This window comes from Paenibacillus sp. IHB B 3415, assembly GCF_000802655.2.
In the GTDB taxonomy this organism is placed as follows: domain Bacteria; phylum Bacillota; class Bacilli; order Paenibacillales; family Paenibacillaceae; genus Paenibacillus_AQ; species Paenibacillus_AQ phytohabitans.
In genome coordinates this window covers 26,353-50,332 of sequence record NZ_JUEI01000056.1, presented here as the reverse complement: position 1 = coordinate 50,332, position 23,980 = coordinate 26,353, and the positions used below count along the sequence as shown (strand labels likewise).

At 50.2% G+C, this 23,980-nt stretch carries 23 protein-coding genes; 4 read left to right on the top strand and 19 right to left on the bottom strand.

Features of this window, described 5'->3' with window-relative positions:
- Positions 1 to 81: 81 nt before the first annotated feature.
- The 8 genes from QW71_RS22790 to QW71_RS22755 all read right to left on the bottom strand — a co-directional run bounded on the left by QW71_RS22790 (position 82) and on the right by QW71_RS22755 (position 8,149).
- A complete protein-coding gene (locus QW71_RS22790) occupies positions 82 to 1,002 on the bottom strand; it encodes an ABC transporter ATP-binding protein (protein WP_039304228.1) in 921 nt (306 codons plus the stop codon).
- The gene (locus tag QW71_RS22785) at positions 999 to 1,994 is read right to left on the bottom strand and encodes an ABC transporter ATP-binding protein (RefSeq protein ID WP_039304453.1); all 996 of its coding nucleotides are present in this window, start codon (positions 1,992 to 1,994) and stop codon (positions 999 to 1,001) included. Before QW71_RS22785 ends, QW71_RS22790 begins: the two co-directional genes overlap by 4 nt.
- A 14-nt stretch (positions 1,995 to 2,008) precedes the next feature.
- Positions 2,009 to 2,956, bottom strand: a complete 948-nt coding sequence (locus QW71_RS22780; RefSeq protein WP_039304225.1) for an ABC transporter permease — start codon at positions 2,954 to 2,956, stop codon at positions 2,009 to 2,011.
- A 3-nt stretch (positions 2,957 to 2,959) separates the two neighbouring features.
- Positions 2,960 to 3,892, bottom strand: coding sequence for an ABC transporter permease (locus QW71_RS22775; protein WP_039304450.1), 933 nt, complete (start codon positions 3,890 to 3,892; stop codon positions 2,960 to 2,962).
- A gap of 228 nt (positions 3,893 to 4,120) precedes the next feature.
- Entirely contained in the window at positions 4,121 to 5,845 is a 1,725-nt protein-coding gene (locus tag QW71_RS22770) for a peptide ABC transporter substrate-binding protein (protein ID WP_039304222.1), read from the bottom strand.
- A gap of 150 nt (positions 5,846 to 5,995) precedes the next feature.
- Entirely contained in the window at positions 5,996 to 6,355 is a 360-nt protein-coding gene (locus tag QW71_RS22765) for a DUF3397 domain-containing protein (protein ID WP_306766061.1), read from the bottom strand.
- 33 nt (positions 6,356 to 6,388) lie between these two features.
- The gene (locus QW71_RS22760; RefSeq protein ID WP_039304216.1) at positions 6,389 to 7,369 is read right to left on the bottom strand and encodes a ketopantoate reductase family protein; all 981 of its coding nucleotides are present in this window, start codon (positions 7,367 to 7,369) and stop codon (positions 6,389 to 6,391) included.
- 132 nt (positions 7,370 to 7,501) lie between these two features.
- Positions 7,502 to 8,149 (bottom strand): RsfA family transcriptional regulator, encoded by a 648-nt coding sequence (locus tag QW71_RS22755; RefSeq protein WP_039304213.1) that lies wholly within the window; start codon positions 8,147 to 8,149, stop codon positions 7,502 to 7,504.
- 346 nt (positions 8,150 to 8,495) lie between these two features.
- On the opposite strand from QW71_RS22755, the gene QW71_RS22750 reads away from it, so the two are divergent.
- Together QW71_RS22750 and QW71_RS22745 are read left to right on the top strand one after the other, a co-directional pair.
- Positions 8,496 to 8,732 (top strand): DUF2626 domain-containing protein, encoded by a 237-nt coding sequence (locus QW71_RS22750; RefSeq protein WP_039304209.1) that lies wholly within the window; start codon positions 8,496 to 8,498, stop codon positions 8,730 to 8,732.
- A gap of 173 nt (positions 8,733 to 8,905) precedes the next feature.
- Positions 8,906 to 10,036 carry a hypothetical protein gene (locus tag QW71_RS22745; protein ID WP_039304206.1) on the top strand — a complete coding sequence of 377 codons (1,131 nt, stop codon included), beginning with the start codon at positions 8,906 to 8,908 and terminating at the stop codon, positions 10,034 to 10,036.
- Here the strand turns inward: QW71_RS22745 and QW71_RS22740 are convergent.
- Both QW71_RS22740 and QW71_RS22735 read right to left on the bottom strand, forming a co-directional pair.
- The gene (locus tag QW71_RS22740; RefSeq protein WP_039304204.1) at positions 10,028 to 11,254 is read right to left on the bottom strand and encodes an extracellular solute-binding protein; all 1,227 of its coding nucleotides are present in this window, start codon (positions 11,252 to 11,254) and stop codon (positions 10,028 to 10,030) included. The genes QW71_RS22745 and QW71_RS22740 overlap by 9 nt on opposite strands.
- 489 nt (positions 11,255 to 11,743) lie before the next feature.
- Positions 11,744 to 13,075: a PhoH family protein gene (locus QW71_RS22735; protein ID WP_039304201.1), complete on the bottom strand. Its 1,332-nt coding sequence runs from the start codon at positions 13,073 to 13,075 to the stop codon at positions 11,744 to 11,746.
- Positions 13,076 to 13,180: 105 nt separating this feature from the next.
- Here QW71_RS22735 and QW71_RS22730 point away from each other — a divergent pair, with 105 nt between their 5' ends.
- Complete coding sequence (locus tag QW71_RS22730) at positions 13,181 to 13,753, top strand: YhcN/YlaJ family sporulation lipoprotein (RefSeq protein ID WP_039304198.1); 573 nt, start codon at positions 13,181 to 13,183, stop codon at positions 13,751 to 13,753.
- 61 nt (positions 13,754 to 13,814) lie between these two features.
- On the opposite strand, the gene QW71_RS22725 is transcribed toward QW71_RS22730, so the two are convergent.
- The 6 genes from QW71_RS22725 to QW71_RS22695 all read right to left on the bottom strand — a co-directional run bounded on the left by QW71_RS22725 (position 13,815) and on the right by QW71_RS22695 (position 19,466).
- A complete protein-coding gene (locus QW71_RS22725) occupies positions 13,815 to 14,267 on the bottom strand; it encodes a pyridoxamine 5'-phosphate oxidase family protein (RefSeq protein ID WP_039304195.1) in 453 nt (150 codons plus the stop codon).
- A gap of 96 nt (positions 14,268 to 14,363) precedes the next feature.
- Positions 14,364 to 15,503 (bottom strand): LCP family protein, encoded by a 1,140-nt coding sequence (locus QW71_RS22720; protein WP_083442677.1) that lies wholly within the window; start codon positions 15,501 to 15,503, stop codon positions 14,364 to 14,366.
- Between the two features lie 82 nt (positions 15,504 to 15,585).
- Positions 15,586 to 15,882 carry a YlaH-like family protein gene (locus QW71_RS22710; protein WP_039304189.1) on the bottom strand — a complete coding sequence of 99 codons (297 nt, stop codon included), beginning with the start codon at positions 15,880 to 15,882 and terminating at the stop codon, positions 15,586 to 15,588.
- A 141-nt stretch (positions 15,883 to 16,023) separates the two neighbouring features.
- Positions 16,024 to 17,868, bottom strand: a complete 1,845-nt coding sequence (typA, locus tag QW71_RS22705; protein WP_039304185.1) for a translational GTPase TypA — start codon at positions 17,866 to 17,868, stop codon at positions 16,024 to 16,026.
- A 255-nt stretch (positions 17,869 to 18,123) separates the two neighbouring features.
- Positions 18,124 to 18,636, bottom strand: a complete 513-nt coding sequence (locus QW71_RS22700) for a hypothetical protein (RefSeq protein ID WP_039304182.1) — start codon at positions 18,634 to 18,636, stop codon at positions 18,124 to 18,126.
- 170 nt (positions 18,637 to 18,806) lie between these two features.
- Entirely contained in the window at positions 18,807 to 19,466 is a 660-nt protein-coding gene (locus tag QW71_RS22695) for a TerC family protein (RefSeq protein ID WP_039304180.1), read from the bottom strand.
- A 189-nt stretch (positions 19,467 to 19,655) separates the two neighbouring features.
- On the opposite strand from QW71_RS22695, the gene QW71_RS22690 reads away from it, so the two are divergent.
- Positions 19,656 to 20,357 (top strand): TerC family protein, encoded by a 702-nt coding sequence (locus tag QW71_RS22690; RefSeq protein WP_039304177.1) that lies wholly within the window; start codon positions 19,656 to 19,658, stop codon positions 20,355 to 20,357.
- Positions 20,358 to 20,438: 81 nt separating this feature from the next.
- Here QW71_RS22690 and thiI read toward each other — a convergent pair whose 3' ends face one another.
- From thiI to QW71_RS22675, 3 genes are all read right to left on the bottom strand, one after another.
- Positions 20,439 to 21,665, bottom strand: coding sequence for a tRNA uracil 4-sulfurtransferase ThiI (thiI, locus tag QW71_RS22685; protein ID WP_373604788.1), 1,227 nt, complete (start codon positions 21,663 to 21,665; stop codon positions 20,439 to 20,441).
- 72 nt (positions 21,666 to 21,737) lie between these two features.
- Complete coding sequence (locus QW71_RS22680) at positions 21,738 to 22,889, bottom strand: cysteine desulfurase family protein (RefSeq protein ID WP_039304174.1); 1,152 nt, start codon at positions 22,887 to 22,889, stop codon at positions 21,738 to 21,740.
- Between the two features lie 204 nt (positions 22,890 to 23,093).
- Positions 23,094 to 23,807, bottom strand: a complete 714-nt coding sequence (locus tag QW71_RS22675) for a lytic transglycosylase domain-containing protein (RefSeq protein ID WP_039304171.1) — start codon at positions 23,805 to 23,807, stop codon at positions 23,094 to 23,096.
- Between the last annotated feature and the right edge of the window lie 173 nt (positions 23,808 to 23,980).

Genomic DNA, 23,980 nt, shown 5'->3' with positions numbered 1-23,980 from the left:
GGCATGAAGCTATACAAGCTTATACTGAAAGAATAGGCGAGAGCTGAACGCTCCCGCCTACGGTGATGCTGCTGTTAAATTTTAAGCGAACTGTTTAGCAACAAAGTGTCCCTTGGACACCTCTACCAATTCAAATTCGCTGTCATTTGTTTTTTCGCCGGCAGCATAGATCGGACTGCCAAGCTCATCATGCAGATGAATGCGTTTTTTGTTCGCTTCGATTTCCGGATCCGGAACCGGAATCGCCGAGAGCAGCGACTTGGTGTACGGGTGGATCGGGTTAGCGTACAATTCTTCGCTTTCCGCGAGTTCAACCATTTTACCCAGGTACATAACAGCTACACGGTCACTGATATGCTTAACCATGGACAGGTCATGCGCAATGAAGAGATAAGTAAGTCCAAGACGATCCTGAAGTTCTTTGAGCAGGTTGACTACCTGTGCCTGAATGGACACGTCCAGTGCGGAGATCGGCTCATCGCAGACGATGAACTTAGGGTTAACCGCAAGGGAACGGGCAATACCGATACGCTGGCGTTGGCCGCCTGAGAATTCATGCGGATAGCGGGTGGCATGATCATGATTAAGTCCAACCATGTCCAGCAGCTCTTCAATCCGTTTCTTGCGTTCCTGACGGCTTCCAGCAAGATTGTGAATGTCCAGTGCTTCACCAATGATATCCGAAACTGTTAACCGCGGATTAAGCGATGCATACGGATCCTGGAAGATCATTTGCATATCACGGCGCATAGCCTTCATTTTGCTGCCGGACAATTTGTAGATATCTACACCATTGTATTTCACGCTTCCTGCAGTCGGCTCGTACAAGCGGAGAACCGTACGGCCTGCAGTAGTCTTACCACAACCGGACTCCCCTACCATACCCAGGGTTTCGCCTTCGCGAATCGAGAAATTAATATTATCAACAGCCTTAAGAACTCTTCCTTTGCCTACATTGAAATACTTCTTAAGACCTTCTACTTCAATCAGATTCTTACTCAAACGAACTGCACCTCCTTGGCCATCGAATGCAGATTCCAGCAGCGCGCCATATGCGTTTCGCTGAACTCTGTGGCGCCGGGATCGATCTGTTCGCAGACATGCATTGCTTCACTGCAACGCGCTGTGAACGGGCAACCGACCGGCGGCTTAATTAGATCCGGGGGAGTACCGATGATCGGAATCAGCGGCTCACCCTTCTTTTGGTCAAGACGCGGCATCGACCGCAAAAGACCTTTGGTGTAAGGATGCTGGGGATTCTTGAAAATCTCCCAGCGTGTCCCTGTTTCGACCACTTCACCAGCATACATTACGATGACCCGGTCACACATGCCGGCAACCACGCCGAGATCATGTGTAATCAGGATAATGGAGGTCCCTAGTCTTTGCTGCATCTCTTTCATAACATCCATGATTTGCGCCTGAATGGTTACGTCAAGCGCCGTTGTCGGCTCATCCGCAATCAGGAGAGCCGGGCGGCAGGCCAGAGCAATGGCAATCATTACGCGTTGGCGCATCCCGCCGGAGAATTCGTGGGGATATTGGTTAAAGCGAGCCTCCGCATTTTTAATGCCTACTAATTGCAGCATTTCAATACCTTGCTGTTTCGCTTCGGCCGCTGACATATTCTGATGTTTGATCAAAACTTCGGTTATCTGTTTGCCCACTTTGATAGTTGGGTTCAAAGAAGTCATCGGGTCTTGAAATATCATGCCAATATCTTTGCCGCGAATCGATTCCATTTGTTTCATGCTAAGGTCCAGCAGATTCTTTCCTTGAAAAACAATCTCGCCTTGCTTCACTTTGGAGAGCGGGGCAGGCAGCAGCCGCATAATTGACTGTGCAGTGACACTTTTGCCGCTGCCGGATTCACCGACAATGGCAACGGTCTCGCCTTTGCCTACTTCAAAGTTCATACCGCGTACAGCCTGAACTTCTCCGCCTTTTACAAAAAAGGAAACTTGCAAATCCTTGACTTGCAGAATGGGTTCCATCATTGTTCACCTCCTTATTTCTTCAGCTTAGGATCCAGTGCATCACGGAGACCGTCACCAAAAATATTAAAGGAAAGCATGGTCAAGCTGATCAGGATAGCCGGGAACAGGAAACGCCACGGATAATAAAGCCAGCCAGTCAGTGAATCATTAATCATCGATCCGAGGGAAGCTACAGGAGCCTGTACACCAAGTCCGAGGAAACTCAGGAACGCTTCAGCAAAGATGGCATTTGGTACAGACAGTGTAATGGTTACGATAATCGGACCTACCGCATTCGGCAAAAGATGTTTGAACAACAGTCTTTTGGATCCTGCACCCATCGAACGCGAGGCCAGAACGAACTCACGGTTCTTAAGCTGCATAATCTCCCCGCGGACAATCCAGGACATGGTAATCCAGCCCGTTATTGTCAGCGCCAGGATGATCGTCCCAAGGCTTGGTTCAAGCACAACCAGGAGCAGGATAACAACGAGCAGGTAAGGAATGGAGTAAAGAATTTCAGATACTTTGTTCATAATATTGTCTACACGTCCACCGAAGTAACCCATGATTCCGCCGTAGATAACCCCGATCAAAAGGTCAATGGCAGCGGCAGCCAGGCCGACAATCAGTGAGATACGTGCACCGTACCAGGTACGGACAAAGATATCGCGTCCCAGATCATCTGTACCAAACCAGTGCTCGGATGAAGGAGGCTTGTTGGTACTGAGCAAATCATTAGAGTAGTAATTGTACTTTGAGAACAACGGAGCGATAAGCGCCGCAAGGATAATTAGTCCGAGAATACCCAGTGCTGTCATTGCCATTTTGTTCTGGCGCAGACGTTCCCAGGAATCCCGCCAGGCAGACAAACTTTCGCGCTGAATGACTTCAGCTTGCCGCTCATCAATTCCGATTTTACGGAAATCTTCCGGTTTCAGGTTCGCATCCTGCGATACCACATTTTTGTCAGAAGCCAATCTTTAGCCCTCCTTTCCACCACTTAGTTTGATACGCGGATCTACAAACACATAAGCAATATCCGTGATAAAGCGTGCTAGCATGAGCAATACACCGTAGAAAATCGTAATCCCCATAATAACGGTATAGTCACGCACACCAATCGCTTCGACGAATTGCTTACCGATACCGCCGACACCGAAGATCTGCTCGATAACTACAGAACCCGTTACGATGTTAGCCGTCATTGGTCCCATATAGGTTACAACCGGCAGAATTCCGTTCCGCAGTACGTGACGGCTTAAGATTGCTGCCCAGCTTAGGCCTTTGGCTTTAGCCGTCTTAATGTAATCTGCATGCAGCACTTCCAGCATACTTGAGCGCGTTAGCCTCGCTATAAAGGCTATCGGCTGTGCCGAGAGTGCGGTTACAGGTAAGACATAATACAGCGGACCCTTAAATCCGGAAACCGGGAACATGTGGAACTTGTAGGCGAACACATACTGAAGCAGCGAGGCGACTACAAAGCTCGGAACCGCAATCCCCAGCACCGCCAGCACCATAGCCGCACTGTCAATAAACTTGCGGTGATAGAGTGCCGCCATCATGCCGAGAAAGACTCCGACAATAACCGACACTATAATTGCGATAACCCCCAGCTTTAGAGACGCCGAGAACGTTTGTCCGATCAAGTGAGTTACATCCTGATTCAGACGCTTCATGGATACACCCAGATCACCCTGGACAATTTCACCCAAATACTTGAAATACTGATGATAGAGCGGCTTGTCCAGTCCATATTGCTCGTATAAACGCGCTTTTATTTCCGGCGGAACTTTCTTTTCAGAAGTAAACGGGTCCCCCGGAATGGCTTTCATCAGAAAAAAGGTCGCTGAAATTAGCACAAACAGCGAGACAAGCATATAGAAGAACTTATTGGCAACATAACGAACCATCCCCATCAACACCTCCTTCGACATTTTTTTTGAGACACATAATTAGATTTTATGAAAAAATTGGCCATTTGTCTAATTTCTTATTTTGTAAGTTCGTGAAATCTTTAACAAAAAGCCTGAAATGCAAAAAAAAGGGATATATATGGAATTCCACATATATATCCCGAAGTATATTGCTACCTTCAGACAACCACTATTCTGTTAAGCTAACCGAAGGTTCTACCATTCTTAGTGCTCAAGCAGGTAAGCACGAGTGAAGTCAATTGCACCGCTGAAGTCAAGAGTTACACCTTTGAGGTACTCTTTAGTCAGGGCGTTGTTTGTATAGTAGTAGAACGGAATCAGGATCATATCATCTTCAATGATCATTTTTTCAGCTTTTGCAAACATTTCTTGGCGTGCAGCCAAGTCGGAGCTTGCTTTAGCGTCAGCGATCAGCTTGTCATATTCAGGGTTAGCGTAACCAGTATCGTTGTTACCGCCGCCTGTTACCCACATATCCAGGAAGGTCATTGGATCATTGTAATCCGCAGTCCAGCCAGCACGTGCGATCTGGTAGTTCAGGTTTTGACGGTTGTCGATGAATACTGCCCATTCCTGGTTAACAGTGTTTACAGTGATACCCAGAGTTTGTTTCCACATGTCAGCTACAGCCAAAGCGATTTTCTTATGGCCTTCACTTGTGTTGTAAGACAATTCAACCGGTGGCAGTTCAGTCAGACCTTCTTCTGCCAGACCTTCAGCCAGCAATTTCTTAGCTGCTTCAGTATCTTCAGTGAAGTAGTCGTCTTTAATTGCAGTACGGAACTCGCCGTCAGCGCCAGCGATACCTGGAGGTACATAGCCGAATGCCGGAATTTGTCCGCCAAGTGTTACGTTGTCGATCAGCGATTGACGGTTAACAGTCATTGCCAGGGCTTTACGGATTTTAACGTTGTCGAAAGGTTTTTCAGTGATATTGAATTCATAGTAGTAGGTACTTGCGATACCTTTTCTCTGGAATTCGTTAGGAAGCTCTTTTTGTACGATAGGAATCTGTTCTTGCGGGATTTCGCCGTGTGGTGCACCAGCACGGTCAAGTTCACCGTTCTTGTAGCTCAGCAGTTCAGTTGCGCCGCTGTTAACCAGGGAGAAGTCGATTTTAGCAAGCTTGATGTTAGCAGCATCCCAATATTTATCGTTCTTGCTAACTTGCAGGGATTGGCCGGTAGTCCACTCAGTCAATGTGAACGCACCGTTAGTGATCATAGTATCTTTGTTTGTTGCCCATTTAGTATTACCTTCAACGGATTTGTGTACAGGGTAATAAGTATAGAAGGACAGAAGGCCAAGGAAGTATGGAGTTGGTGCTTTCAGCGTAACTTCAAGAGTTTTCGCATCAACAGCTTTTACGCCCACTTCGTTGAAATCTGTAACTTTCTTTCCATAATATTCTTCAGCGTTCTTCAGGTAGTACAATTGGTAAGCATAAGGTGCAGTTGGATCTGTGTTAGGGTCCAGCACGATTTTCCAGGCGCGAACGAAGTCAGCAGCTTCTACAGGGTCGCCGTTGCTCCATTGTGCATCACGCAGTTTGAATGTATATACCAGACCGTCAGGGGAAATTTCCCAAGATTCGGCAATTCCTGGCTCAGCTTGGCCAGTTTCGTCATTCATGCGGGTCAAACCTTCATACATAGTTTTCAGGACGGTATTAGCTTGGCTGTCCTGAGCTTGAGCAGGGTCAAAAGTAGGTGGTTCTGCAGTCAGGTTGACTCTAAGTGTCTGGTCAGCAGCCAGTTTCTCGTCACCGGTTGTTCCTGTGTTCGTGCTACCTTCATTACCAGCTGCATTTGTTGCTGCAGCATTGGTGCCGCTGTTAGCATTGTTGTTGTTTCCGCCGCAGCCAGCAAGCACTGTGCCGATAACCAAAACTAATGCGAACATGAGCAATAGACTTTTACTCTTCTTCATCTAGCAGTTCCCCCTAAATAGAATGTGGTATATGGTTTATGATTATACAACCAGTGGTCAAAAAAATCTAGAGCAATATTTTCTGAAAACGACTTTTTTTTAATTCTTTAAAATTTTGTGACGTTGACGCTTCACCGGAGCAGTGGAACATTACATCGCTTGTGATATGTATCGTATGAGGCCTACAATCATAAATAATACGTAACTGGCGCCCATAAAAAAGAAAGAAAGTCGCCAAACTGCCCGTAATAACCGTTTTCCGTCGACCGTCCCCTTGAGCCGGTTTTGCGCGCCTCCAATCAGTCCAGCGGATATTAATACAATAAGTAGTATAAGAAAGAACCCGAAATTCGAATGAAAGATCGTATTGAATAATCCTGAAACTGACAGCAGTAAAAATAAAGTAGTCACGTCCATCGCCAGCAGAAAAGTTTTCCTCTTCTCTTGCTTAAGACCGATGCCCGCGAAATAAACGATTAAAAAAGGAACAATCGGAATAACGCTTAACACGCCGAACGAATTCCGCAAAAATTCCAAACAGCCTCACCTCTCCCTCACAGTCATGCCCTCTACCAGTCCGCAGATCCAGCGGTGCAGCGGGACTTCAACCCCGTGCTGCAGCCCCATATTCACAATGCTTCCGTTAATCCAGCGGATTTCCGTTTCCCTTGAAGCAAGCACATCGGCCAGCATGGATGAAATATTGCCCGATGTAGCCCGGCAAACTTCAAGAATGGCCTCCCAGACATGCTTCTCATAGGTTATCCCGCAGGCATCATAGGTCTGTACAGCCTCTGTGTACAGTTCCTTCATGATCTGTACACGCTCAGGTGAAGCCAACAGCTCGCCGTTTGGGATCCGCCATATTGCGGTTAGAGGATTAATTACAGCATTGATCAAGAGCTTCCGGTAAATGATGGTATCCACTTCTTTCGACAGAGAGGCGTTGAATCCTGCTGCTGCAAGGGCCTCAGCAAAACTTATTACGCCGCCATTGCCCCAATCCTGTGCGTTTGATTCATTGGGATTTAGAGAATGACTGCTTTTCCCTATACAGATTTCCCCTTTACCTGCATGAATAACCTCTGTTAATGTTTTCCTCTTGGCAGCCTCAGTGGTTACCGCCACCCAGAGGGAGGATTCCGGCAGCAGCTCCTGCAACAGCTCTAAATGTCCGCAGCCGTTCTGGAAACATATAATTGTAAGATTCCGGTCTTGAAGCGGCCGCAGAATCTCCGGAAGCTCATGATGCAGCACCCTTTGTTTGACGGTTATCAATGTAACCTCTCCCGGATCAGCCAGCTGCCGCTGCGTATACTTACTCACCGGTTCGGCCGAGAAGCGGTCACCCTTAACGGATATTGCCTCCCCGCCGTCCTCATAGCTGACCGTTAGACCGCTGTTTGCTAATTCCCTGCACTGCTGCTCACTCCGGCACCACAGTCTGACTTCATTCCCCGCACCGATGAGCTTGCCGGCAAGCAGGAGCCCGAGTGCCCCCGCCCCTATAATATCAATTTTCATGCAAACACATCCTCCTGCCGCCCGGTAATTTTCCTAATTATATCCTGCACCTCCGCTCAAAGCAAAACACAAAAAATCCTGCAATTCCGGTGCCGTGAGGCACTGGGATGCAGGATTCGCGGGATTCATGTTCTATTCGATCCGTTCCAGGTTTCCATTCGCATCCATTTTGAAGCGGGTTTTTTCCTCTTCTTCTTCATTTAGAAATGCGAGTCTGCGGGCCCGGTCCATAATCTGGATCAGCGCTTTGTAATCATCATTGACTACACGGTAATCGCTCTGGGCTAGATTAACTTCCTTGGATAAGCGTTCATTCTCTGCTCTCAGCTCCGTCAGTTCATCTTCCTTCTCTCGCAAATCCCGCTCCAGCATCTTCAGTTGCCGTCCAGCCTCCTGGAACGTGCCTTTCCATTGTCTCAGAAACCGGATTACCGCATCAATCGATAAGCTGTTCTCGCTTAACCCTTCGCTTCGTCCGTAGTCCTCTTCAATGTCTCCAAGAATCAGTCCCGCTACCTGCGCACCTCTGGAAGCCGGCTGTTTCTTCAAATAACTTCGTTTCTGACGCTGGCCTTTAGCGATCCCGATAGCATCCTCGTAACTTTTGCGTACGCAGCTGTTCCAGCGGAAACCGCAGGCAGCCGAGGTTCTGCCGATTTTTTCACCCACCTCTTCAAAAGCAGCAAGCTGTGTGCTGCCCTCACGGATATGACGCAGCGTTATTTCTGCCAATATCAGATCATCTTCCGCACTCCAAGCATCCTGTCTAACGGCTGTCATAAAGCCTAACCCTCCTAACAACATCATGAAATAACCATCTTCAGAACCGGCAGCTCCGCCGGGTAGTGAATAGGGATAAAAGCTGCTTACTCCATTTCTATGCCTCTATTAGAGTTCATAGAATCTATTTGATACTAAATTGTATTGCCATTTTGGCTGAACCTCATACTTACAATGCTATAAATTCTTAAATTCCAAGAGAAAAACTTGTGTCAATTATAAAAATCATAAATATTATGATTTCCTGCCTTTTTTTTCAATGAATTCGTTTACAGTGTTTTGCAGAGCCGTTATAATGAAAGGTAAGCAGCAGTAGCCGGATTCATACTGGAAGGGGGACTCTCTCTTGGACCGCATGTTTCGCGTATTGGGATTTTTCACACTCGTTATCGGACTTATGGCTTTCGCCGGTGATCTTACGGAAATGGCCCTGCTATTCTTTTTACAAACCGCTTTTTTTGTGATCCTCGGCTACATGAAATTCACGGAAAAGACCTACATTCTGCTCTTCTGGGGTTATATGATCCTTACCTTTACGGGCTTCAGTTATTGGACAGTCTTTCAGATGGGTCTGCCGCTGTAACGCATATACAGTACTGAAACGGATAGTGTTCCTTTATCTCAAGGAGCAACTCCGTTTTTTTTGTTTGTCCGAATGTAGTTCCCGGATGCCGAAACAGGGTATGATATTTTAACAGGCAGAAACATATTATTAGTACATACCTATTACTCAACTCTGTTCAAGGTGGTGATGTGGTGTTATTCCGCAGTTCCTTACGCCGGTTATTTGCAGCTCTACTCCTTCTCACCTGCACACTTCTGCCGCTGGCTTCACCGGTATATCTGTCCGCCGACCCCGGTTCCGGCCTCCGTGCTTCAGCGCCTGCCGTTCCGGATAATGAAGAAACCCGCAAGCTGCTCGAACAGACTCTGTCCTCAGCGGAGATTGAACGGGAGATTGTCCGGATTACGGCAGAACAACAAGCACTTGAAAGTGAAGTCGCCACGCTGACCCGGCAGTCGGCCGCCAAACAAACGGCCATTGCAGATCAGCAGGAACGCGCAGGCGCAGTTGTGCGGGCTTATTATATGGGGGAACGCGACGGATTGCTTGCAGCCTTACTGTCCGCCAAAAGCATCAGCAGAGTACTCGCTCTTTATGATTATTATGAGATTATTATGGGGCAGGACCGGGACACCCTGTCGCAGTATGAAACACAGTACAAGGACTTAAAAAAAACAATTGCGGCCGCACAGCGCAGCTCTGAAGAGCTTGCTGGGCTCAAAACAGCGCTCCAGGAGCAGCAAAAGCGTGTGCTTGCTTTAAATGAAGAAATTGAGGGCGGTATTCAGGCCAGTACAGATCCTGAGCGCATGGGGGTACTGCTGGAGGAGTTCAGTAAATATTGGGAGAATATCGGGATACATGAGGTTAAGACTTATTTCAAGGCGTTATCCTCGGCGATGAAGCATCTGCCGCAGTTCGTCCAGAACCGGGATGGTGTGCTGGTCCGTAAGGGGATGACTTATAATCTTGCGCTGAAGGAGGAGGATTTGAACGAATTCCTGGTCACGCAGAATACGCTGTTCAAGGATTTCGCTTTTCATTTCAAGGACAACGAGATTACAGCCACGGGCAAGAGCGGCGGACTGTCACTGACATTGACCGGTCATTACACCATTCAGGAGGAACCGGTCAACGGATTAATGTTCCATGTAGACCATGTGGTCTTTAATGGACTGGAGCTGCCGGATACCACCCGTCAGGCGCTGGAGGAAGAGTTCGATCTGGGCTTCTATCCATCAAAAATCGTCTCATTCCTGCATGCCACAGAAGTATCCAGCTCGGACGGCGTGCTCCATGTCAAGCTGTCCCTCTCATTCTGAGGCTGCGGCCGCTGCTTGATATCCCGCCGCATCCAGCTTGCCGGTCAAGAGTAGAATAGCCGCTTCTGCCTTGCGGCTCCACTCGCCCTCAGAGTCTGACTCGGGGTCATCGGTGAGGAATAATCCGGAGTCGAACGGAAGCCGGGAGATTTCAGGCAATCCAGAGCGGTACAGCTCATCCAGTGCAGGCAGATGGTCCGTATTCTCCAGCCATTCCAGCTGAGCCGAGCTTGAAGTCACATAAGCAAGCCATTTGACCGCTGCTTCAGGGCTGCCGGATTGTGCCGGGAGCGCAAAAAAGCGGCTATGGATTGCCTCGTAGATGTTGTGGCCCGTCTGTTCCAGCGGCGCTTGGACCGCCAGCGTGGAGTTTCCATATTTTCTCCATTCGGAGAGCGGCACTACGGCCACCGCAAGCTTGCCATCCTGCAGCATATCCCAGATATCCTGATTAAACCGGCTGGTCAGATAAAAATATCCGCGGGCAGCTTCCGTCCACGCCGCTTGCGCTTCACTCATAGACAGCAGTCCGCCTCCCATGCTCTGCAGTACAGCAGCATAACCATAAGGGTTCCGTGTATCCATTGCCAGCAAATGATGTTCCTTCGTCTCCTCCTCGTTCAGCCGGCTCAGCAGTCCGCTCCATTCTTCCAGACTTGACGGTGCCCCGGAAAGCCCCCATTCAGCAAGCCGCTGAGGAGAATATACCAATACATAGGGATCAATATCGAGCGGAACGCCCCAGTCGTATCCGTTCCACTGCATTTGCGGGATCAGCATGGTAAGAGGGGTGCTCCCGGGAACACTCTGGTATATATCCACAGGCAGCAAATATCCCCGGGAAGCCAGATCAAAAATACTGTGACCGTCCAGCATTACAATATCCGGACTATCCCCAACCGTCAGTTCCTCACGTACCTGAGAGGCCCCGTCTTCTTCAGTGTCCACATTAGTCAGCTGTACGCTGACCCCGCTCGACAGGCTGTAATTGTTGCTAATCCGCTGCAGTACGCTAAATTCCAAACTGCTGAGCGATACGCGTATGGTCAAGCTCTGCTCGTCCCCAAGTTCACCTGAAGGGGGGCGCTCCGATTGGTCCAGCGGCTGTCTGGGCGGATAGCTTCCCTCATCCGTGTCCAGCTCCATGCTGGGCGACAGGCTTGTCAGCGACAGCAGCAGAACAGCAAACAGCAGCCAATAGTTTTTGCGTCTCAGCACGTGCTTCTCTCTCCTCCCGCGATCCTCGTCTTCCTCATTTTAGCAGACATATACGTGCTTGTCTGCGTTTGTGAAAACGTTCTCTTTCTATTATATAGGTGTGAACGGCATGAGGGGGTGAGTCTGATGAACCGGTCGCCGGTTGGGCGGTATTCGCACCTGCGGTGAATATTTGGACTTCCGGCCGCTGTTGTCTCCAGATTTCTTCGATTGGACCGCTGTGCGCGGTTGAAATCCGGAGACAAAGGCGGACGCTCCCGCTCCTCCAGTTCCAAAATTCCCCTCCGGCACTCCCGCCTTATCGGCTCCAGCTATCTCAGAGCATCCCCTCCTGCCGTTCCGGGGGCGGGCAGACAAAAGCCGGGAGTGGTCATCTCCCGGCCGTGATTGTGCCAATCAACCGGCGGGCTGCCGATTGAAGAGCGGGTGCTGCCAGTTAAGCTTGCGGGCTGAAGTGATAAACAACTGTGTACCCAAGCCTTGGAGCTGCTACAGCAAATCCGCAGCCAGCTGAGCCAGATGCGAACGCTCACCCTTTTCAAGCGTGATATGGCCGCTGATGCCCTGCTGCTTAAATTTCTCAACGATATAGCTGAGCCCGTTGCTCGCGGCATCCAGATAAGGATGGTCGATTTGCTCCGGATCTCCCATCAGAATCACCTTACTGCCTTCACCGGCGCGGGAGACGATGGTCTTCACTTCATGCCGGGACAGGTTCTGCGCTTCGTCGATGATAATGAACTGCGACGGAATGGAACGTCCGCGGATATAAGTGAGCGCCTCCACCTGGATGCTGCCCAGGCCCATCAATATTTTATCGATATCTCCGGCTTTTTTGGTATCGAACAGGAATTCGAGGTTATCATAGATCGGCTGCATCCATGGACGGAGCTTCTCGTCCTTCTCCCCCGGCAAATATCCGATATCCTTACCCATCGGGACTACCGGACGGGCGATCAGCAGCTTCTTGTATTTATGTTCGTCCTCCACCTTGAACAGTCCGGCGGCAAGCGCCAGCAGCGTCTTCCCCGTACCCGCTTTACCGGTAATGGTCACCAGCGGAATATCATCATTCAGCAGCAGCTCAAGCGCCATCCGCTGCTGGGCATTCCGGGCGCTGATGCCCCACACCGCATCATTGCCGAGGTACAGCGGTTCGAGCCGGCTGGCATCGCTGTTCACCTTGAGCAGGGCCGATTTGCCGCTGCCAATCTCATCCTTCAGAATGACAAATTCATGAGGGTAGAGCGGGTAGGACAACGACAGCTGTTTGATGGACAAGAAACGGTGACTATAATATTCATCGATCAGCGAAGGATGCACCATCAGCGACTGGCAGCCGGAGTACAGCTCATTCAAATCTCCGGTGCGGTCGGATAAATAATCCTCCGGTGTTATGCCAAGCACATCCGCTTTGATGCGGACGAGTACATCTTTACTTACGAGTACCACAGGACTGGGATCAGCCTTTTCATTCTCCTCATGGAGATAATTGAGGGCAACAGCCAATATGCGGTTATCGTTCGAGACCTCCCCGAACATTTCCTGTACCTTTACGAAGCTGCGGTGGTTAAGTTCTACCTTCAGCGTGCCTCCATGTTCCAGTACCACACCGCTGTGCAGGTGGCCCAGTTCCCGGAGTCCGTCTAACAAGCGTGACACGGTGCGGGCGTTGCGGCCGATTTCATCGGCATTACGCTTCTTGGAGTCGATTTCTTCCAGGACTACAGCGGGAATGACAACTTCATTCGCCTTGAAAGCAAAAATCGAATTGGGGTCGTGCAGTAGCACGTTAGTGTCTAGTACGAATATCTTTTTCATGTTATCCCCTCCACAGCGCCTGGTTTGATTGATCATACATAACTCTTTTCAGCAAGGGCAAGATAAGGTAAACCACTGAACTATGGCTGAAAGGAGTAAGCACATATGAGAAAATCAATGTGTCTGTTGCTGGTACTGCTGCTGCTGACAAGCTGCGGTATCGCTAATAAAGAGACATCACCCTCTCCTCAGGATAAACAATCGTCAAAGGCCTTGAGCAGCCAGGGGAATCGCGAAGTACGGACATTGTCCGAAGATGGTACAGCCCTTGAACCTACACCAGAGAACGGACAACCTTCTGACGTTAAGGGCGAAAGCGATGTTGCACTTAAGGATCATTTTGAACAGTTAGCCAAAAGAGTTCCCGGTGTAAACGGAGCCCACTGTGTCGTAATGAACAACATTGCCGTTGTCGGCATTGATGTCGACGGATCGCTTACCCGCTCACGGGTCGGAAGCGTGAAATACACGGTAGCGGAAGCTATCCGCAAAGACCCGCGGGGTGTAAGAACGCTCGTTACTGCCGACATGGACCTCACCAGCAGGTTAGCCGAGATGGGAAAGCATATTACCAAGGGAAATCCGGTATCCGGCTTCGCCTCAGAAATGGCCGACATTATCGGCCGGATCATCCCGCAGCTGCCGGAGGATACCAAACCGCAAGGTAACGGACAATAAGCTTACACATTCCTGTACAAAGCACAGGATCTGGAGACAAAAAAAGCCTAGTGATGGCACACTAGGCTTTTTGCATGGCGGCAAATACTTGTCCGTCCAGCTTCTCAGCCGCACGCGCATCGTATACCTTCGCATATTTCGGAGCAGATTCCAGATGAGCGCCGTAGAACAGCGCATTGCGGACCGCTTCAATCTCAACATCAAAACAGCACATCTTAAAAGGAACATCCTCCAGCGGGTCCTGCTTCACAGAAGCACGCCCATTGATGGCATGAACCGTTCCCTCACCAAACACAGTAATGGTTACCAGCGGGTTGACCTTCATGTTATTCACAAGCCTGGAACGGTGATCTACCGATAAGCGCACAATAGAAGGGCTCACTGCATAGATCCAGGAAATCGCAGTAGATGTAGGGCCACCGGATTCAGCATCCACAGTGTTTAGAAGAACAAAGGTTTCCGACTGCAGCATAGCTAGCAGAGTTTCGTTGAGCTGAGCAACGGCTTCGGACATAAGTACAGGCCCCCTATGCGGCGTGAGTGCATTCAATTTATTATATTATAGCACAGGATGAAACTTGCATTCAATTTGTAGATTCTTTCCTGCTCCTTATGGACTGTCTGCGGCCGCAGAAGCAGCGGCACCGGAGAGGCCGGATATCTGGTCCTGAAGGCTTTTCTTGGCTGCGTCCAGCTCTTTATCGTCAATATATACATAGGGACTGCGCCAGGTTCCTGTCACCGGCACAAATTCTACATTCTCCTTAGATATATTCCAGTAAGTCGCTATCATGCTCTTGATCTGGGCATTCTCAATATCGCTTGCCAGATTATCGTCCACGGCATCCAGCACCTTGCCGATTTTGAGCACCCCTCCGAGTGACTGCATCTGTGCGATCAGCGAATTAAGCACTTCATTCTGGCGTTTATTGCGGTCAAAATCATCGGAAGGCTTCGTTGCCGGACTACAATTGGATTTACGGTAACGTACATAATCAAGCGCCTTATCCCCGTTTAGCTGGGCTTGGCCTTTCTTAAGATTAATATCTGTTCCGTCCACACTGTCCGTGTAGCACATATTCTCGCTGATATTGACATCTACACCGCCGAATTCATCCACGATATCCCGGAAGCCCTGGAAATCAAGCACAGTGACATAATCGACCTGAATATCGAGATATTTGCTCATCATGGTCTTCATTTCATCCCCGGCCAGAATCCCTGAGGTCTTCTCCTTGCTCTTGAAGCGGGAGTAGAACGCATTGATTTTCGTTTTCTTATAGCCATTAAGCTCTACGTAAGTATCGCGCGGCAGTGAAACTACGGTTGCCGATTGGGTCTCCGGGTTCAGCGCCGCAACCATAATCACATCTGTCAGATTGGACGGGTGCTTCGGACGGTTGTCAGTGCCTAGCAGCAGCATCGTCAGCGGCTTCTCTGAAGCGGATTGCCCGGCCTGAACCGGCTGGTCCACTCCGAACCCCCCCTGATCAAACTTCCAGTACAAGTACCCTGCATAGCCCAGCGCCGCAATTACGGCAACCAGGAGGATGATCAGCAGCAGTTTCATCAGCCGGGCGAAAAACCCGCGTTTCTTAGGCTTCTTCTTATTAGATTTCGTAGATTTGGTTGATTTCGTTGATTTCGTTGATTTCGTTGATTTGGTTGAGGCAGCGGGTCTGGACTGCTGTCTGTTGGTTCCTTGCTGGCCGTTCGATCTGGGCGGCAGACTGCCCTTGCTAGTATTCATAATTGAATTAGGTCCTTTTCATTCAGGTAGAATTAGATAACTTTATAATAACTTAGACGATCTGGAGCACTAAAAGTTGCGCCTAGTGCCGTTTCGCAGCAGCTGCAGCTTTCCGCTTCTGCCGGGCCTCTACGAGGTAGCGGACCCGTACGAGCAGCATTAACCCCACCGCCACCAGCAGGCACTGGATGATCGGAAGTTTGTCATGCTGGAAGATGAGCAGCATCCCCGAGCCTAGAGCCATCATAATATAAAGTACGATCTCTTTGCCGATGGGCAGCTTCTGGTTGACGCGAAATACACGGTTATACACATAAGTCAATAGAATAAAGATGACAATGTAAGCGACAATTGGATGCTCAGCGAACCAGCTCTGCACAGCTCGTCACTCCTCCCGGATATAAGTATCGCTTACATTATATCATCCTCAGCAGTTTTATACTGCTTTTAATCCCTGCAATTTGAACGGTCTTCTATCCGGGAAAATAAACAAGAAAAGCCGGCTTGAATGGGTGACAGCTTACGCTTGGCTGGCTTGCGCCGCTTTACGCTGCTTCTCTACACGTTCGCGCTCACCCTTGTTCAGGATCTTTTTGCGCAGACGAACGGATTTAGGTGTAATTTCGCAATATTCATCATCATTCAGGTATTCAAGCGCGCCTTCCAGAGAGAACATACGCGGAGTCTTCATTTTAACAGTCTCATCCTTCGTTGCAGAACGAACGTTGGTCAGCTGTTTTTCTTTGCAGATATTTACAATGATGTCATTATCGCGGGTGTGCTCACCTACGATCATGCCTTCATAAATTTCAGTTCCCGGTTCAAGGAAGAGAATACCGCGGTCTTCTACGCCCATCATGCCATATAGAGTCGTATTGCCGGTTTCACTGGATACGAGTACGCCTTGGTGACGTCCGCCAACCTGTCCGCCAATCAGTGGAGCATAGCTGTCAAACGCATGGTTCATAACGCCATAACCGCGGGTCAGGGTCAGGAAGTAGGTGTTGTAACCAATCAGACCACGCGCAGGAATCAGGAACTCCAGACGAACCTGGCCCGTACCATGATTGATCATGTTGACCATTTCTGCTTTACGTGTTCCCAGACTTTCCATAACAGCGCCCATGCTTTCTTCCGGAACATCAATCATCAGGCGTTCAAGCGGCTCCATTTTGGCTCCGTCGATTTCCTTGACGATAACTTCAGGCTTGGAAACCTGCATTTCGTAACCTTCACGGCGCATATTCTCGATCAGGATACCCAGGTGAAGCTCACCACGGCCAGATACGACAAATGCATCAGGGGAATCCGTTTCATCCACACGCAAGCTGACATCCGTTTCCAGCTCTTTGAACAGACGTTCGCGCAGCTTACGGGAAGTTACCCACTTGCCTTCTTTACCGGCAAACGGACTGTTGTTCACGAGGAACGTCATTTGCATCGTAGGCTCGTCGATCTTCAGAACAGGCAGCGCTTCTGGATGCTGCGGATCGGCAATGGTCTCACCGATGTTGATGTCCTTGATACCGGCAATTGCTACGATGTCGCCTGCACCCGCTTCTTCAGTCTCAACACGCTTCAGGCCCTGGAAACCGAACAGCTTCTCGATACGTGCTGTTTTGCTCTTGCCGTCACGCATAATAACTGTTACGGACTGGCCCTGCTTGATTACACCGCGGTTAACACGGCCAATGGCGATACGGCCAAGGTATTCATTGTAATCCATCAGAGTTACCAGGAACTGCAGGGGCTCTTCAACTTTTTCAGTTGGAGCCGGGATATGTTCAACAATGGTTTCGTAAAGGGCAAGCATCGTTTCATCCTGCTTCTCAGGGTCCATGCTCGATGTGCCGTTAAGCGCAGAAGCATAAACAACCGGGAATTCAAGCTGATCGTCACTGGCTTCAAGCTCAATGAACAGATCCAGAACTTCATCAATAACTTCCTTCGGACGTGCAGCCGGACGGTCAATTTTGTTCACGACAACGATAGGTGTAAGGTGCTGTTCCAGTGCTTTGCGCAGAACGAATTTAGTCTGCGGCATGCAGCCTTCATAAGCATCCACAACCAGCAGTACGCCGTCAACCATCTTCATGATACGTTCTACTTCACCGCCGAAATCGGCGTGTCCAGGGGTATCTACGATGTTGATCAGGAACTCTTTATAGGTAATTGCTGTATTTTTGGCTAGGATAGTGATTCCGCGTTCCCGCTCCAGGTCGTTAGAGTCCATGGCCCGTTCCTGCAAGTGCTCGTGCGCGCTGAAAATCCCTGATTGCTGGAGAAGCTGATCGACGAGTGTTGTTTTACCATGGTCAACGTGGGCAATGATCGCAATATTGCGAATATCTTTTCTTGAATGCATGATTTGTATCCAAATCCTCTCATTTATCAAATTAAAAATGTTTAAATTTATAGCATGTCACGGCAGTCTCACAAAAGAAGCGCCAGGCAGAAACCCGACGCTCCAACATATCCTTAATAGTATCGTGAAAGCACCATGAAAAGCAAGTCTTTTTCTGAAAAAAACGTTACCAACTTCGTTTAATTTTTCTAATTTTGCCTTACGTCAAATTCAGCGGTGTCCATTCCCTCAATCTGTGCCGTTTGCCCGGCTGTCTTACCAGCCGCCGTTCCACTTCTTGCGCCCGCCCGGTCTGCCCCGGCCCAGCATCAGCCAGAGGCCTGCGGCAACCAGAACGGCACCCAGCAGATACAAGGCTCCGGTCCCGAGCAGGGTGAAGATGAACAACACAATGCTTAGCAGCCCAAGGATAACAGCGATTGTTGTTAGTCCTCTGGTTCTGGCTGAAGAATACAGCGAATATTCATAAAGTCCGACCGCAATGCCCAGCAGCAGGATAGGCCACAAATGCCTCATCAGGTCCCAGCCCCATGTATTGCATAGTCCAAATAGCAGACCGTATACCGTTAATATGCCCGCAGGTATTAATACAGATGCAGAAGCACGGCGGGTGAAGAAGAGCACATGCAGGAACAGGCCCGGAACCAGAATTACGAGCGGCCACAAGGCATGTCCAAGAAATCCGAACACCCCCAGCTTCCCGAACAGAATCACAATGCCGGCGGCGGCGATGAACACACCCAGTTTCATGTCGTTTTTGGAAGACATCTTTCACCCATCCCTTCAAAATTCGCGTCTTTTCTCTGGCCCTCGTCATTTTATATTTTATCTGAAAAATAATTAAAACACCATCATTCTTCGTGTATTCGGGGGAATTGCACAAAAAAGCTGCACCAAAGCTTTCCAGCTTTTGGCACAGCCTCTAGTATTGCCGCTTCTTATCCTGCAGATACCATCCTCCGCTTAAGCATACCTGTTACTACGACAATAATCCCCAGCACCATCGGCAGCATGGAGTGGAATGTAGGCAGCATGAAGGAAATGACCGCACCAAACTTGGCATCCTGCAGCAGCATATTACCGGCCGTATACGCCAGAATATAGGCTCCGATGAAGACCAGCACCGGGAAACGGTGCAGCCAGCCCACGATGATGCCGCTTCCCCAGACCACAATCGGAATGCTGATGGCAATCCCGATTACGATGAGTGCCAGATCTCCTTTGGCCAAGCCTGCAATCGCCAGCACATTGTCCAGACTCATGATGAAGTCGGCGAGCAGAATGGTGCGCACTGACTTCCATACACTGGAGCTCCCCTCAATCTTAAGTTCCTCCTCCTCCTCCAGCAGCAGCTTAAAGGAGATCCAGAGCAGCAGTATCGCGCCTCCGGCTTCAATATAAGGAATTTTGAGCAGCAGCACTGCGGCAAAAGTCAGGATGCAGCGCAGACCCACTGCCCCGGCAGCTCCCCACCATACCGCTTGCCTGCGGTGCTTCTCCGGGAGATTCTTGCTGGCCATCGCAATGACCATCGCGTTGTCTCCGCTCAGCACAAGATTGATCATCAGTATTTCACCCAGCAGCAATAAAGAATCCATTCTCTTCAACCTCCCTGAACTCCATGTAAATACATGTATGCCTCAGGGTGACAAGCTATGCATCCTGTCCGGCTTTTTTAGAAACTACGCATGAGCAGGGCAGTTCCAGCGTATACAAAATTATAGCCTGCCTGCCGTATGTCAAAAAAGCCCGTATATCTTTCCAACAAATTCGAGGAGTGACCCCTATTGAACCCATCCGTTACGGATTTCATATTATCCCTGCTGAATATTGTCTTCCTCGATCTGATTCTGGCCGGTGATAATGCCATTGTGATCGGCCTGGCCGCGCGGAACCTGCAGGGAAGCTCACAGAAGAAGGCGATCCTGCTGGGCACAGGCGGCGCCGTGGTGCTGCGGATTATCGCGACGATTCTTGTCGTGTGGCTGCTCAAAGTGCCCTGGCTGCTGCTATTCGGCGGACTGCTGCTTATTATGATCGCCTACAGGCTGCTGACGGGGGGAAATACGGAGGACACGGACATACAGGCCGGAGGAACACTGTGGTCGGCCGTACGGACGATCATTGTCGCAGACGCGGCGATGGGGCTGGATAATGTTATCGCGATCGCCGGGGCAGCCAAACACAATATTACGCTTGTGGTGCTCGGGCTGCTGATCAGCGTGCCGATTGTGGTCTGGGGCAGCACGCTGTTCATCAAGCTGATCAACAGATATTCCTGGATTATCTATATCGGCTCAGCCGTGCTTGGTTTCACGGCCGCAAGTATGATTACCAGTGAGAAGCGGATTGCCCCCTTCTTCGAACAGCAGCCGCTGCTCCACTATCTGTTTATTGCTCTGGTGATTGCAGGGATCCTTGCCGCCGGCCTCTGGCAGCGCCACCGCGCTCAGGGCAGAATTCCGCATAGCGGCAACTCTACCCGGTAATGCATATATCCCCATATATTAGAAAGAGGTGCCCCGGCCAACCATTATTACAGGCTGCAGGGCACCTCTTCTTCAGCTATTCTAGAACCATTCTTCCTGTAAACCTGCCTGTACAGGGATCACATCGCTCGGCTTCTCATCACCGTATGGTGTAATCGATACCGTCTCTGTTCCGGCAACCGCCGCTTCCAGGAGTGCCTGGTACCCGGGCAGTGTGGCTTCAATCTTGTCCACAATCCGCATGTTAGGATTCGTCGTCGGCGACTTGGGCACGAACAGCGTGCAGCAATCTTCATAAGGAAGGATGGACAAGTCATAGGTGCCGATGCTCTGGGAGATTCCGACAATCTCACTCTTATCCATCATCACCAGCGGACGCAGCAGCGGCAGCTCAGTGGCACGGCCAATGACATTCATACTTGGCAGCGTCTGGCTGGCGACCTGCCCCAGACTGTCACCGGTGATCAGGGCCAGCGCCCCTTCGCGTTCGGCGAGAGCGGTAGCAATCCGCAGCATGGCCCGGCGCATTAGGGTAATAATCAGATTATCCTGACCAATCCCGGTAAAAGAGGTCTGGACCTCTGTGAACGGAACCAGGTGAAGCTTAATCACTCCGGCATAACGCGACAGTACCCGCGTCAGATCTACAACCTTCTGCCGGGCAAGCTCGCTGGTATACGGGTAGCTGTAGAAATGGACACATTCCACTTCAAGTCCTCTGCGCATCGATGACCAGCCGGCAACCGGGCTGTCAATGCCGCCGGACAGCAGCAGCATTGCTTTGCCGTTCGTACCGAGCGGGAACCCGCCGACACCGGCAATATTCTCGCAGAAAATATAGGTATGCCCTTCACGAATCTCAATTCTCAGCTCCATCTGCGGAGATTTCACATCCACAAGCAGTCCGGGATACCCCTGCAGCAGAGGAGAGGCAATAAGCTTGCCCATCTCAATGGAGCCATACGGAAAGTCCTTCCACACCCGGCGTGCACTAACCTTGAAGGTCGTTCCTGCTGCCGGGGCAATAATATTCAGGAATGTCCTGCTGGCTGCAAGAATCTCTTCAAATTCCGACCGTGACACCTTCACCGGGCTAATTGAAGCGATGCCGAATACATTCTTCAGTGCATCCGTTAACTCTCCTGCCGGCTCACCGTTCAGTTCGACATATATCCGCCCGAATTCTTTGCTGAGCACCACGCCGGGATAGGGTTTAACCATCTCCTTCACATGACGGAGCACAGTTTTTTCGAACCGGCTGCGGTTTTTTCCTTTTAAGATAAATTCTCCAAAGCGCAGCAGAAGCATATCCGCATATTCAATGCTGCTTCCAATTCCCGCAGCGTTTGCTCCGTTGTCTGACTCTAGAATTGTCATTTGTTATTTCACGCCTCCTTCAGCAATCTTCAAAGACTGGACAGCGGCAAGCAGCGCCTGCTCCAGCTGCTGCACCTCCTGCTTCGTATGGCTGTCACCCAGACTGATACGGATGCCGCCAAGCGCAGCAGCCCGGTCCCTCCCGATGGACAGCAGAACCCGGCTCGGTTCGGCCAGCCGTGACGAACAGGCGGAGCGGGTGGCAACGGCCATTCCCAGTTCCTCCAGCTTCCGGGCCATAACCTCCCCCTTCATTCCGGGGTAAGAGAAATGGACAATATGAGGCGCCCCGTCTCCGCTGCTGTTCAGCACAAGTTCCGGAATTCCTGATATATAATCCTCCAGCTGTTTTTTAAGCGGCGTAATCCGGCGGGTGAATTCCTGCCGCCGTTCGCCGCTCATGCGCACCGCCTTGGCTGTGGCTACAATATTCGGCACATTCTCTGTTCCGGCGCGGTTGCCCATTTCCTGAGAACCTCCGGTAAGCAGAGGGAACAAGGTTACGCCTTCCCGTACATACAGGATTCCTGTTCCGCGCGGGCCGCGGATTTTGTGCGCTGACAAGCTGTACAGATCAGCCTGCCATTCCTTCAGCCGGGTCTCCAGCTTGCCATAGCCCTGCACCCCATCGACATGAAACAGTGTCCGGCGGTTAACCGCCTTGACCTGCCGTCCGATCTCACGCAGCGGCTGCACCGTGCCAATCTCATTATTCACATGCATTACACTGACCAACACGGTATCCGGCCGGACCGCTGCGGCTATCTGCGAAGGATCGACGACTCCGGAGCTGTCTGGTGCAATAAAGGTAATCTCCCAGCCAAGCTGCTGCAGCTGAAGACAGCTCTCATAGACTGAAGGATGCTCCAGCTCGGTAGTTATCATATGGCGGCCTCTGCCCTGATATTGCAGCGCAGCTCCTTTGATGGCCAGATTATTACTCTCCGTAGCTCCCGAGGTGAACACAATCTCCTGCGGCTGCACGCCAAGCGCTGCCGCACACACTTCCCGCGCACGCTTGATCAGCTTGTCCGCCTCCGCCCCCGCACGGTGCAGAGATGAGGGATTGGCAAAGTGCTGCCTCATGACTTGTTCCATAGTCTGCACTACCTCTTCATACGGCGGAGCAGCAGCGGCATAATCCCAATACAGCATATATCGGCGTTCTCCTTTGCTTATCGTTTCAGCATTCCCATTCTGCCAAGCATATACGGCTACGCCGTCCTTTATGGACGGTAGCCTTTCAGCGAGAAAGAATAAGTATAGCAAAATTTATACTTTATTTATATGTTGCAAAAAGGATCAAACGGGCTGCTGCCGCCGGAGCGGCTGGATGCAGATTCCGTTTGATCCTTTTTATTATAACGCGTATTGCGCGCGGGCGCGTTCTATTTTGGCAATATACGCCTGAGTTTCCTTCGGAAGCTCTGAGAGATTAGCCATCAGTTCGGCGTCGTTGCTGACGCCAAGCTTATTAACGCGGCCTGGTCCGGCATTATAAGCGGCCAGTGCCATCTTCTCCTCGCCATCATACCGCTTGAGCTGGTAAGAAAGGTAGCGTACGCCTCCATCAATGCTCTGGGCCGGATCAAACGGATCGGAGACACCCAGACCGTTCGCCGTTCCATCCATTAATTGCATCAGCCCTTTGGCCCCTGCAGAAGAAACAACATTAGGATTAAACGATGATTCCGTATCAATTACAGCCTTGATCAAATCAACAGGAACGCCATATTTCGCGCTGGCCGTCTGGATCAGCTCTTCGTAATCCGTCGGCACTGTCTGCGTTATTTCCCCGGAAATGCCGTCATACGTCTCAGCTGTTCCACCAAGCTGCTGCCAGAGCAGATTACTTAGTGAAGAAGCATCCGTGAGTGAGGTTAAAGTGCTTCCGCTACCGCCGCCGGTTGCGGATTGCAGGGCCGCCTGCTGTAGTAAAGCAGCGAATTCCGCTGCCGAAGAACCTGTTACCCCGGATGAAACCTTGCCGCTTCCGCCCTTCATGCTTGAACTCCTCAGATCAACCCATTTCAGTTGCCCGGTTCCGCTTGCTGCAGCGGGGTCGATTGCCATGCTCCCATTCCCTCTTTCATCATAAATCTATATAAACAAAATAAAGCATTCTATTTAAATTTGAAATACGGCTTAATTTTACAATTTATTTGCAGTAATTACTATATGCCAAACAGAAAAAACAGACCTCAGACCCGCATAGTTAGGTCTGAAAGCCTGTTTTGAAATCAAAT